Genomic DNA, 11383 nt, shown 5'->3' with positions numbered 1-11383 from the left:
GTGCCGGCGGGGACGACGTCGGGGGAGGGGGCGGCGGGCACGGTCACCGCATCGCCCCCGCGCCCGCCAGCCCGCTCTGCGACCCCAGCCAGCCGCCGCGCTTCGCCAGCGCGTCGGTGAACCGGGTCAGCGGGATCGTCAGCAGCACGAACAGCACGCCCGCGACCACGTACGGCGTGAAGTTGGCGTAGGTCGCCGTCTGGATCTGCGCGGCGCGCACCGCGTCCACCGCGCCGAGGATCGAGATGAGGCCGGAGTCCTTCGACAGCGACACCAGGTCGTTCAGCAGCGGCGGGATCACCCGGCGCACCGCCTGGGGCAGCACGACGTGCCGGAGCGTCTGCCCCCGGGTCAGGCCCAGGGACCGCGCGGAGGCGACCTGCGACGGGTGCACCGACTCGATGCCCGCGCGGAACACCTCCGCGACGTACGCCGAGTACGTCAGCACCAGCGCCAGTCCGCCCAGCACGACCGCCGACGTCGGCACGCCCTGGAGCCGCAGCCCCGGCAGCCCGAAGCCGACCAGCAGCAGGACGAGGATCAGCGGCAGGCCGCGGAACACGTCGACGTACCCCGTGGCGAGCGCGCGCAGCGGGAAGAACGCCGGCCCCCGCAGCGTCCGCGCCAGCGCCAGCAGCATCGCGACGACGACGATCAGCACGGCGCACACCGCCATGACCCGCACGTTCAGCCACAGGCCCTCGAGCACCTTCGGCAGCGAGGCCCACGCGACCTCGGGGTCGAGGAACGACTGCTTGACCCGTGGCCACCCCGGCGAGCTCACCAGCCCGAGCACGGCGACGCCCGCCACCACGACGGTGCTGACCAGGGCGACCAGCGTCGAGCGACGGGTCTGGCCGCGCCGGTAGGCGTCGCGCTCGCGCTGCCGCTCGGACGGCACCCACGCGGGGCGGGTGCCGTCCGAGGGCACCGCGGGGTCCGCGGGTCCCGCGGGCACTACTGCAGGACCGGCGCGCCGGCCGCGTCGGTGAGCCACTGCGACTCGAGGTCGGCGAGCGTGCCGTCCTCGCGCAGCGCGTCCACCGCCTCGGTCACCGGCTCGGTCAGCGACGAGCCCTTGTCGAGCACCAGGCCGAGCTGGTCCGCGCCGGCCGCGTCGTCGGCGGGGAGCTGGCCGACGAGGACACCGCCGTCGAGCTCGGCCGCGGTGATGTAGAGCGCGGTGGGCAGGTCCACGACGATCGCGTCGACCAGGCCGGCCTGGAGCGCCTGCTTGACCTGGTCGTTGTCGTTGAACACCTGGATGTCGGTGGTCGGGTCGATCGTGTCCTGGGCGACCGTGAGGCTCGTGGTGCCGACCATCGCACCGAGCTTCGCGTCCTTGAGGTCGGCCACCGAGGTCGCGCCGGCGACGGGCGAGCCCTCCAGCGTCACCACGGCCTGCGCGGTGTCGTAGTACGACGACGAGAAGTCGAGGTTCTCGGCGCGCTCGGGGCTGATCGACACCTGGTTGATCGCGAAGTCGAACGACTTGGCGCCCGGGGCGATGATCTGGTCGAACGTGACGGGCACCCACTCGACCTGGTCGGCGTCGTAGCCGAGCTGCTCCGCGACCGCGTACGCCACGGCCGCTTCGAAGCCCTCGCCGCTGCTCGGGTCGTTGCCGACCACCCACGGCTCGTACGCCGGGTCGGAGGTGCCGATGGTCAGCACGCCGTCGGTGAGGGTGTCGAGCGCGCCGTCGGTCGCGGCGGACTCCGACGCGCCGGCGTCGGCCTGATCGTCGACGGGCGCACAGGCCGCGAGCGCCAGCGCGCTCGCGGCGGCCAGGGCCAGGATGCGGACGGTACGCACGGTGTCTCCTCGGGGAGTGGCGGGATGTGCGGGGTCAGGGTAGGGGAACTGCCGGACGGCCTGCAGCGTTGTCTGGAACGCGGGACGAGTTGTCGGCCGCGACGACAGGAAGGACGCACATGGGTCACCGGCACTACAACGGCCTGAAGACGGCGCTGCTGTTCGGCGTGCTGTGGGCGGTGCTGCTCGGCATCGGGGCCTTCGTGGCGAACGGCCGGTACATCTTCCTGTTCGCCCTGGCCGGCCTCGCCATGACCGCGTACTCGTACTGGAACTCCGACAAGATCGCGATCCGCGCCATGCACGCGCGTCCGGTGTCGGAGATCGAGCAGCCCGCCATGTACCGGATCGTCCGCGAGCTCTCCACCGCCGCCCGCCAGCCCATGCCGCGGCTGTACGTCTCGCCGACCGCCGCGCCCAACGCCTTCGCGACCGGGCGCAACCCGCGCAACGCCGCCGTCTGCTGCACCGAGGGCATCCTGCAGATCCTCGACGAGCGCGAGCTGCGCGGCGTGCTCGGCCACGAGCTCATGCACGTCTACAACCGGGACATCCTCACGTCGTCCATCGCGGCGGCCGTGGCCGGCGTCATCACCTCGGTCGCGCAGTTCGCGCTGTTCTTCGGCGGCGGCAACGACCGCGACCGCGGCGGCAACCCGATCGCCGCGCTGCTCATGGTGTTCCTCGCCCCCGTCGCCGCGACCCTCATCCAGCTCGCCATCAGCCGGACCCGCGAGTACGACGCCGACGAGGACGGCGCCGCCCTCACCGGGGACCCGCTCGCGCTGGCGTCCGCGCTGCGCAAGCTGGAGCACGGCACCGCCGCGCGGCCGCTGCCGCAGGAGCGGGACCTCGTGGACGTGTCGCACCTGATGATCGCGAACCCGTTCAAGGGCGCCGGGATGGGCCGGATGTTCGCGACGCACCCGCCGATGGCGGACCGCATCCAGCGGCTGGAGCGCATGGCGGGGTACGGCGGGGTGGAGCGGTACTGACGCCTCAGGGCGTGGGAGCGGGCGTCGCGCCGCCGAGCGACGACCGCTCGGCGGGTGGCGTGCACGGGCGGACGGTCGCCGTCGGCTGCGGCTCGGTGGGCTGCGGCCCGTAGCGGTCCTCGGCGGAGCCGTCGCGGCCGACGAGGCTGGACAACCCGTAGGTCTCCTTGGCACTCGTCGTGACCAGGACCTCGAGCCCGACGCCCTCCCGACCCTGGTGCAGGATCGCCAGGGCCTCGTCCAGCACGCACAGCGGGTTCGCGTCGTCCGCCGCGGTGATGCGCCCGGCGTACTGCGGAGGGAGCCCGAAGTCCTGCTGGAACCGCAGGTCCTCCACGCCGACGACGCCGGGGAGGTCCGCCACCTGCTCGAACAGGACGTCGTCGGCGACGGCGCCCTCGGCGGGCGCGTCGGAGGCGTCGTCCGTCGTGCCACGGGCGCAGCCGGTCAGCAGCAGGGCGATGCTGACGACGGCGCCGAGGGCCCGAGAGCTCACGGTGCGGTCACATCCCATCGGGTGACGGTCGCGTCGCCCGTGAAGAACTGCTCCACGCCTTCGCGCCACGCTCGGACCGAGGGATCGTCGGAGCGGTCGACCATGGCGCCCGTCTCGGCGTAGACGCCCGTGCCGTGCGCGGCGCCGACCGACGCCTCCCGCAGGACGCCGTCCCGCACCGTCCCCAGGTCGCGTTCCACGGTGACCCAGTTGGCCCGATCGGGGTTCTCCCGGCCCTCGAGCATGGCCACCGCGTCCTGGTCGTGCTCCAACGACAGCACGGAGACGGAGTCGGGGATGTCGAAGCGCGCGATCGGCGAACCGCCCGTCACCACGCTCTGCACGGCGAACTCCTGCCGGAACGCGGGGTCGGAGGCGAGCGCGGCGGCGGTGATGCCGCCTTGGCTGTGGCCGGTCAGCATGACCGGATCGCCCTGGCGGATACCCGCCTGCCGCATCGCTTCCGCCACCTGCTGCTGCATCAGGGTGGAGTCGCCGGCCATGAGGCGGACGTTGGTCGTGAGATCCACGGGGTTGTCGCCCCGCGTCGGCCCCCACTCCTGCGTGCCGGGGATCTGGACGATGAAGGAGGACGACCCGTCGGCGTTCGTGACCTGGACGATCTGGACCTTTCCCCGGTCGGCCCCGATGGCGCTCTGCTGCTCGAAGATCTCGGCCGTCGACCGAGGTGCGAACGTCCCGTCGAGCCGGTCGCTCAGCGTCACCCCCACCGCCCCGGTGTCCTGGAACATCCCGAACAGCCCGCCGGCGTTCACCAGCCCGCCGACCGCGTCCTCGTACGTCCCGGTCGGCCACCGCCCGCCGGACAGGGCGAACGGCAGCGCGAGCCCTCCGGCGGGTCCGCCGAGCAGCGTGCCGAGGCTCCACGTCGTCCCCTGGACCAGGCTCGGCGCCGTGCGGGTGAGCGACTCCAGGAGCCAGGGGTTGTCGTACAGCCCGTCCATCCCGGCCCGACCCAGCGAGGCGGGGTCGACGTGCCGGGCGAGGAGCACGAGCGCGGGCCAGTCGGCCGGCCTCGCGAGCACCGCCCCGGCTCCGCCCAGCAGCACGAGGCCGCCGCCGATCGCGAGGAACGGCAGCGCCGCCCCGAGCGTGAACCCCGCGGCGTCCTGCAGCGCCTCCAGCACACGCTGCTGCGTGGCGTCGACGAACTCGTACGTCGTCGCCGACGCCCGGAGCACCACGGCGGTGCCCTCGAGCCGGGTGCTCACCACGAGCAGCCCGTTCACCCCGATCGTCGCCGCCGCGACGGAGCCGGCGACCGCCGCCACCTCCCCGGGGCACAGCAGGGTCGCGACGGTGACGTCCGGGTGCACCGCGACGGCCGCGACGGACCCGCTCCACCGCCGGACGTCGTCGCCCGCGGCGTCGAGCAGCCCGGCCTCGGAGCGCAGGTCCTGCAGGCGCGCCCCCATCCCGCCCGCGCCGCCGCTCACGCTGATGCTCACGCGTCGTCCTCCGTCGTCGCGGTCGCGAACCGGCCGGTCAGGTCGTAGAGCAGCGCGGCGCGCACGTCCTCGCGGCTGCGCGGGTTGTGCACGACCTGGCCGTCGGCGGTGCGGGTGAGCTCGACCCAGCCGGCGTCCGTCCGGAGCAGGCTGAGCGTCGAGACGTCCGTGCGGCCGCGGCTCGCGACCGACACGACCAGGCTGCCGTCGGTGCCGTGCACGGCCGCCTCGACGACGGCGGGCGGCCCGTCGGCGCCGAGCTCGGCGCGCAGGGCGTCGACGGTCGTCGTGTCACCGGTGCGGATCGCCTGGGCGAGGGCGATGGTGAGCTCCTCGGGGACGGTCGCAGGGGCGGCCACGACGCGGACCGGCGCCGCGGGGACGTGCCGCAGGACCTCGTCGACGAGCCGCGAGGTCGGGAAGGCGCTGACCTCCACCCCGGGGCGCGGTGCGGTGCCCGCCAGGCCGCCGCCCGGGACGACGTCGACACCGCGCGCGAGGCCGGAGCCGGCGTCCGCGTCGGACCAGAGCACGGCGAGCAGCGCCCGCTCGCCCGCGGCGACGGCCACCTCGACGGCGACCAGAGCGGCCGCACCGCCCTCGACCGCCGCGCGGAGCACGGGGTCGACCCCGGCGGGCGCCTTCGCGTCGTCCGCCGCGGCAGCCGGCGGTACCGTGGCGGACCCGTCCCGGTCGACGGGGAGCACCCCGGCCCAGCCGGGGAGCCCGGGGACGCCCGCGCTGGCCGTGGCCCAGTCCTGCTCGCCGAGCCGGGCCCGGAGCGCGCCGTCCACCGGCGCGAGCACGGCGGTCACCCGATCCTCCCGATGCGGTCGGCGACGCCCGACCAGTCGGGGGAGCCGGGGGTGGGCAGGCCGCCGGCGACCGTGCCGAGCACGCCGCGGGCGGCGTCGCGGGCCGCGCGCTCCGCGCCGCTGAGCACGTCGTCGGCGAGGTCGCCCAGCCGGCCGACGGTGCGGCGGGCGTCGTCGAGGCGGTCCTCGACGAACCGCATGGCCCGCCGGATCGCCGCCTGCCGGGCCTCGAGCTCGTCGGCCAGCCGGTCGAGCGCGGCGGCCGTGCCGAGAAGCTCGTCCTGGGCGGCGGTCACGCGCTGCCCGTGCTGCGCGAGGCGCTCGCGGTAGCGGTCGGCGGCGACGCCGACCCACTCGATGCCCGAGCCCGCGCGGACGCGGTCGCCCGTGCGGGCCACGTCCTCCGCGGTGGTGCGCAGCCGTCGCGCGTGCTGCCGGATCGCCTCCGGATCTCCCCCTGCCGTCATGCCCCCCGATGGAACCAGAGGTCAGGACCTCGCGACAGGGCCGTTCTCCCGGCTGTGGACGACGCGAGGCCCGGCACCCGGGGGCCGGGCCTCGCGGCGGACGGGCGCGTCAGCGGTAGTTGATGAACTGCAGCGCCGCGTCGATGTCGTCGGCGCCCTTGAGCAGGGCGATGACCGCCTGCAGGTCGTCGCGGGCCTTCGCGGAGACGCGGACCTCGTCGCCCTGGATCTGCGTCTTGACGCCCTTGGGGCCCTCGTCGCGGATGAGCTTGGTCACCTTCTTGGCGATCTCGGAGGACAGGCCCTCCTTGATCGAGGCCTCCAGGCGGTACTCCTTGCCGGACGGCTTGGGGTCGCCGTCCCCGGTGTCGAGCGCCTTGAGCGAGATGTTGCGCTTGATCAGCTTGGTCTGGAACACGTCGAGGACGGCGCGCACCCGCTCCTCGGAGTTCGCGACCATGACGATCTTCTCGCCGCTCCACGCGATCGAGGCGCCGACGCCCTTGAAGTCGTACCGCTGCGCGATCTCCTTGATGGCCTGGTTCAGCGCGTTGTCGACCTCCTGGCGGTCGACCTTGCTGACGACGTCGAACGACGACTCGCTCGCCATGACTCCTCCTGACCTGTGGTGCGGGTGGTGCGGGGCCGGTTTCGGAACCGGCCCGAACCCTTGCTATCCTTCCATCCGCACCCCGGCGACGCAGTCACCGAGGCGCGCACCCTGGCGGGTTACCCGAGTGGCCAAAGGGGGCTGACTGTAAATCAGCTGGCATCGCCTACGGGGGTTCGAATCCCTCACCCGCCACGCACGGACGACGGGGCGTCCTCCTCACGGAGGGCGCCCCGTCGCCACGCACGGACGGGCTCGACCTGCTCCGGTGCGGGGCGCGACCGGCTCCGGCCTGCGGGATCACGCGGGTCGGGGGACGGATTTCGCACCCGCCCCGGGCACCGTGTAGCCTGGTCCGCGCTGCCCCGATAGCTCAGTGGTAGAGCACTTCCTTGGTAAGGAAGAGGTCACGGGTTCGAATCCCGTTCGGGGCTCTGTGGTGTGTCGCAGGCCAGGATCGTCTGGCCGGCGTGCGCACCCGAGGCGGGGTAGCTCAGTTGGTGAGAGCGCACGACTCATAATCGTGAGGTCGCGGGTTCGAACCCCGCCCCCGCTACCAGCACTGAATCCAGTGGGGCGTCCGCCGGCGCCCGACGACGAAGATCCAAGCGCTTCGGGCGCGAGAGGTGGCAAGACCATGGCCAGCAAGAGCGCGGACGTCCGTCCGAAGATCACGCTCGCCTGCACGGAGTGCAAGGAGCGGAACTACATCACGAAGAAGAACCGTCGGAACGACCCCGACCGGCTCGAGATGAAGAAGTTCTGCCCGCGCGACGGCCGTCACACGCTGCACCGCGAGACCCGCTGACCCTCCAGCGACGCTGATCGTGGCCGTCAACCCCGAGTACGCGGGGCGCGAGTACCCGCCGAACGAGGCGTACGAGGTCGGCCGCGAGCATCTCCGCGCGTTCGCGGAGGCGGTCGGGGCGACGCACCCGGCCCACACCGACGTCGACGCGGCGCGAGCACTCGGGTACCCCGACGTGATCGCGCCGCCGACGTTCGCCGTCGTCGTGGCGCAGCGCGCCGAGGCGCAGCTGATCGAGGACCCCGAGGCGGGCATCGACTTCAGCCGCGTCGTGCACGCCGACGAGCGGTTCATCCACCACCGCCCGATCCACGCCGGCGACCGCCTGGTCACCGTGCTGCACGTGGACGCGGTCACCGAGCGCGCCGGTCTGTCGATGGTGACGACCCGCGCCGTGATCGCCGCGGAGGGCGGCGAGCCCGTCGCCACGGTGACGTCCACGCTCGCGGTCCGCGGAGAGGACGCCTGATGGCCCCCGCGTTCGAGGACCTGGCCGTCGGCCAGGAGGTCGGCCGCCGCGAGGTCGCCGTCGACCGGTCCCGCCTGGTGCGATACGCCGGCGCGTCCGGCGACGTCAACCCGATCCACTGGAACGAGCGGTTCGCGACCGAGGTCGGCCTGCCCGGCGTCATCGCGCACGGCATGTGGACGATGGGCGCCGCCGTCGGCGTCGTGGCCGACTGGGTCGGCGACCCGGGCGCGGTCGTCGACTACCAGACCCGGTTCGCCCGGCCGGTGCCGGTGCCGGACCCGGGTCACGCGACCGTCGAGGTCGTCGCGGTCGTCGGTGCGCTCGACGCCGACACCCGCACCGCGCGCGTCGACCTGACGGTCACCGCCGCGGGCGCCCGCGTGCTGGCCAAGTGCCAGGCGCTCGTCCGCCTCACCTGACGCGCCGCGCCGCGCACCGCCGTCCCGGCGCCGTGTCGCGCCGCCCCGGGTCGATCGGGCGGTGGCACGACGATCGGGCGGGCATCAGCCCGCGGCGGCGCGCGGCGGCCCTCGCCGATCCCGCCGGCGTCAGGCGCCCGGCGCCGGGCCCGTGGTCGTGCCGAGGCGCAGCCGGACCGCCAGGACCTCGTCCGGCGGGGTGTCGCCGGCCAGCAGGGCCTCGATGGCCCGGCCGACCACCGCGCCCTTCTCCGTGATCGGCTGCGTCACGGTCGTGAGGACGTCCGGCGCGAGCCAGGGCAGGTCCAGCCCGTCGAACCCGGCGACCGACACGTCCTCCGGCACCCGCAGCCCGAGCTCCCGCGCGCCCAGCACGACCCCCGACGCCAGCAGGTCGGACTGCGCCACGACCGCCGTGGGTCGCGTCTCCGCGGGGCCCGACAGCAGCGCCTGCGCCGCCGCGTGCCCGTGCTCGACCAGCGACGCGGGTGTCTCGTACACCGCGACCGGCGTCACCCCCGCGTCGGCCAGGCCGTCCAGCCGGCGCCGCGCGATCGACCAGGTGATCTGCCCGAGCCGGTCGGCGTCGGCGAGCCCGCTGCGCCGGTCCGGGCCGAAGGGCAGGGTCACGGTCGCGATCCGCTCGTGGCCCAGGCCGGTCAGGTGCCGGGCGATGTCCGCGACGCCCCCCCGGTCCTCGATGCCCACGGTCACGATCCCCGGCAGGTCCTGCCCCTCGACCACGACCAGCGGGATCCCGCGGCGCTGCAGCGCCTGCAGGGTCGGGTCGTCCAGGGTGCCGCCCCAGATGAGGACGGCGACGTCCATCGCCGCGGACTCGACCAGGGGGTCCACCGCCGGGGCGCCGGGCTCGAGAGAGCCGGGCACCAGCAGCACCCCGAGGCCGAGCGGGCTGATCGTGTCGACCAGCCCGTCGAGCAGCTGCACGGACACCGGCTCGCGGAACGACCGGCGGAGCGCGTCCCCGACGACCACGCCGACGATCCCCGACCGCCCGCTGCGCAGCTGCCGCCCGAGCGGGTTGGGGCCGGCGTAGTCCAGACCCGCGGCGGCGTCGAGCACCCGCTGCCTGGTCGCCTCGGCGATCGGCCCGGCGCCGGAGAACGCGAGGGACGCGGTCGAGACCGAGACCCCGGCGGCGGCGGCCACGTCGGCCAGGGTCGGTCGCTGGGACACCGCGGCGCCTCCGGGTCCGGGGCTCGGGGGTGAGGGGCGTCACCGTCCCCGCGAGTCGTTGACGCCGCGGCCAGCGTACCCGCAGACTGGTGGCGTCCCCCGAAACGATTCGACCCGCCCGCTCCGGCACGAGGTCGAATCGATTCGAACCGGGCTCGACCCGGTGCGGACCTCCGCTTGACCACCCCCTTGCACCGATCTGGAGCCGCTGTGAGCCAGCCGCGGGCCCGCGCCGGGCGCGCCCCCCTCCGCCCGGCCAACCGCCGACCCCGACCTGAGGCGCCCGTGACCGGCGGCCGCCGCCCGGGACGGGCCGGCCGGGTCGCGCCGTCGATCCCGCGCCCGCCGGTCGACCCCGCCGTGCACCGGGCGCGCTGGCTGCTGATGGGCCTGTTCGCCCTCAGCGGCCTCATGCTGTCCGGCTGGCTCGCGCGGCTGCCCGCGGTCCGCGCGGCCCTCGACCTCGGCACGGCCGAGCTCGGTGGCCTGCTCATCGCCGGCTCGATCGGCTCGCTCGCGACCGTCTCGGTCGCCGGCGTGCTGGTCAACCGGTTCGGCGGGCGGGCGGTGCTGTACGTGTCGATGGTGGCGTTCGCCGCGGCCTACGTGCTGATCGGCATCGGGCCGACGATCGGATCGGTGCCGGTGCTGACCGCCGGGATCTTCCTGTCCGGCGTCGGCTTCGCGATCGGCAACGTGCCGCTGAACGTCGAGACCGCGGCCGTCGAGCGCCGCATGGGCCGCACCGTGCTGCCGCAGTTCCACGCCGCGTTCTCGATCGGCTCGGTGCTCGGCTCCGGCATCGGCGCGCTGTGCGCCGCCGCCGACGTCCCGCTGCTCGCCCAGTTCGTCGCGACCGCCGTCGTCGGGACGGTGTGGCGGCTGCTGTCGGTGCCGGGCGCCGTGATCGAGTCGCTGCCGCCGGACCGCGCCGCCGTCGTCGCCGCGCGGGACGCCCGCGCCGACGGCCGGACGCCGCGCGAGGCGGGCCTCGCCGGCCGGCTGCGCGCCGCCCGCGTCCGCCGGGTCGCCCGGCCGGGCTCGGCCCTCGGGGCCTGGCGGGAGCCGCGGACCCTGCTGATCGGCGTCGTCATCATGTCCGCCGCGCTGTCGGAGGGCGCCGCGAACGACTGGCTGGCGATCGCCGTCGTCGACGGCTTCGACCAGGTCGAGGCGGTGGGCGCCGCGATGTTCGGCGTGTTCGTCGGGGCCATGACGCTGGTCCGGCTGCTCGGCACGCGGCTCATCGACCGGTACGGCCGGGTCACCGTGCTGCGCACCTCCGGCCTGGTCTCGTTCGGCGGCCTCCTGCTGTTCGGCTTCGCGCCGTCGCTGCCGCTCGCGGCGGTCGGCATCGTCGCCTGGGGCTGCGGCGCCGCGCTCACCGTCCCGCTGGGCATCGCGGCGGCGTCGGACGACCCGCTGCGCGCGGCGAGCCGGGTCGCCGTCATCTCGTCGTTCTCCTCGACGGCGTCCCTCGCGGCGCCGCCGCTGCTGGGACTCGCCGCCGAGCTCCTCGGCACCCGGCACGCGCTGCTGCTCATCACGGTGGCGATGGTCGCGTCGGTGCTGCTGGCCCGGACGGTCCGCCGCCCGGACGGCGTCGGCCACAGCACCCCGGCCGCCCCGGCCCCGGCCACCGACGACCCGGCGGCCCCGGTGGTCGCCACCGCCGCGCCCGCCGCGGTCCCCGCGCTCGACCTCGCGGGGGAGGACGCCGTGTGCGTGCCCTCCGGTAGCGTCCGACGGGAGCCCGCCGGCAGCCGGGCCGCCCAGCTCGAGAAGTTGAACCCGGACAGGGCGAACACCACGAACACCGC

Annotated in this window: 13 protein-coding genes and 3 tRNA genes; 8 read left to right on the top strand and 8 right to left on the bottom strand. The window is 74.9% G+C overall.

The features are described 5' to 3' along the window. Positions 1 to 43 precede the first annotated feature (43 nt). Complete coding sequence (locus MHY85_RS18045) at positions 44 to 931, bottom strand: amino acid ABC transporter permease (RefSeq protein ID WP_239199034.1); 888 nt, start codon at positions 929 to 931, stop codon at positions 44 to 46. A 26-nt stretch (positions 932 to 957) separates the two neighbouring features. Then, entirely contained in the window at positions 958 to 1815 is an 858-nt protein-coding gene (locus tag MHY85_RS18040; RefSeq protein WP_239199031.1) for a transporter substrate-binding domain-containing protein, read from the bottom strand. A 119-nt stretch (positions 1816 to 1934) separates the two neighbouring features. Between MHY85_RS18040 and htpX the strand changes: the two genes are divergently transcribed. After that, positions 1935 to 2810: a zinc metalloprotease HtpX gene (gene htpX / locus MHY85_RS18035; protein WP_239199028.1), complete on the top strand. Its 876-nt coding sequence runs from the start codon at positions 1935 to 1937 to the stop codon at positions 2808 to 2810. Positions 2811 to 2814: 4 nt separating this feature from the next. On the opposite strand, the gene MHY85_RS18030 is transcribed toward htpX, so the two are convergent. The 5 genes from MHY85_RS18030 to MHY85_RS18010 form a co-directional block, all read right to left on the bottom strand. Next, positions 2815 to 3306, bottom strand: a complete 492-nt coding sequence (locus MHY85_RS18030; protein WP_239199025.1) for a hypothetical protein — start codon at positions 3304 to 3306, stop codon at positions 2815 to 2817. Then, on the bottom strand, positions 3303 to 4775 hold the full coding sequence (locus MHY85_RS18025; RefSeq protein ID WP_239199022.1) for a hypothetical protein: 1473 nt from the start codon (positions 4773 to 4775) through the stop codon (positions 3303 to 3305). Before MHY85_RS18025 ends, MHY85_RS18030 begins: the two co-directional genes overlap by 4 nt. Next, a complete protein-coding gene (locus MHY85_RS18020) occupies positions 4772 to 5590 on the bottom strand; it encodes a hypothetical protein (RefSeq protein WP_239199019.1) in 819 nt (272 codons plus the stop codon). The genes MHY85_RS18025 and MHY85_RS18020 overlap by 4 nt, the downstream gene beginning before the upstream one ends. Further along, entirely contained in the window at positions 5587 to 6057 is a 471-nt protein-coding gene (locus tag MHY85_RS18015; RefSeq protein ID WP_239199016.1) for a WXG100 family type VII secretion target, read from the bottom strand. Before MHY85_RS18015 ends, MHY85_RS18020 begins: the two co-directional genes overlap by 4 nt. 109 nt (positions 6058 to 6166) lie before the next feature. Next, positions 6167 to 6667: a YajQ family cyclic di-GMP-binding protein gene (locus MHY85_RS18010; protein WP_154728866.1), complete on the bottom strand. Its 501-nt coding sequence runs from the start codon at positions 6665 to 6667 to the stop codon at positions 6167 to 6169. A gap of 113 nt (positions 6668 to 6780) precedes the next feature. Here MHY85_RS18010 and MHY85_RS18005 point away from each other — a divergent pair. From MHY85_RS18005 to MHY85_RS17980, 6 genes are all read left to right on the top strand, one after another. Beyond that, a tRNA-Tyr gene (locus tag MHY85_RS18005) sits at positions 6781 to 6862 on the top strand. Between the two features lie 167 nt (positions 6863 to 7029). Next, positions 7030 to 7101: transfer RNA gene (locus tag MHY85_RS18000), tRNA-Thr, on the top strand. A gap of 48 nt (positions 7102 to 7149) precedes the next feature. Continuing rightward, positions 7150 to 7226 (top strand) — tRNA-Met (locus MHY85_RS17995). A 78-nt stretch (positions 7227 to 7304) separates the two neighbouring features. Then, positions 7305 to 7475: a 50S ribosomal protein L33 gene (gene rpmG, locus MHY85_RS17990; RefSeq protein WP_146839572.1), complete on the top strand. Its 171-nt coding sequence runs from the start codon at positions 7305 to 7307 to the stop codon at positions 7473 to 7475. A 19-nt stretch (positions 7476 to 7494) separates the two neighbouring features. Further along, a complete protein-coding gene (locus tag MHY85_RS17985) occupies positions 7495 to 7944 on the top strand; it encodes a MaoC family dehydratase N-terminal domain-containing protein (RefSeq protein ID WP_158374832.1) in 450 nt (149 codons plus the stop codon). After that, a complete protein-coding gene (locus tag MHY85_RS17980; protein ID WP_239199013.1) occupies positions 7944 to 8366 on the top strand; it encodes a MaoC family dehydratase in 423 nt (140 codons plus the stop codon). Before MHY85_RS17985 ends, MHY85_RS17980 begins: the two co-directional genes overlap by 1 nt. A gap of 129 nt (positions 8367 to 8495) precedes the next feature. Here MHY85_RS17980 and MHY85_RS17975 read toward each other — a convergent pair whose 3' ends face one another. Further along, complete coding sequence (locus MHY85_RS17975) at positions 8496 to 9563, bottom strand: LacI family DNA-binding transcriptional regulator (RefSeq protein ID WP_239199010.1); 1068 nt, start codon at positions 9561 to 9563, stop codon at positions 8496 to 8498. 285 nt (positions 9564 to 9848) lie between these two features. On the opposite strand from MHY85_RS17975, the gene MHY85_RS17970 reads away from it, so the two are divergent. Next, positions 9849 to 11383, top strand: a 1535-nt coding sequence (locus tag MHY85_RS17970; protein WP_239199007.1) for an MFS transporter, incomplete at its 3' end; no start/stop codon positions are given.

The sequence above is a fragment of the Cellulomonas sp. ACRRI genome, assembly GCF_022346185.1.
In the GTDB taxonomy this organism is placed as follows: domain Bacteria; phylum Actinomycetota; class Actinomycetes; order Actinomycetales; family Cellulomonadaceae; genus Cellulomonas.
This window is presented reverse-complemented; position numbering and strand designations above follow the sequence as displayed.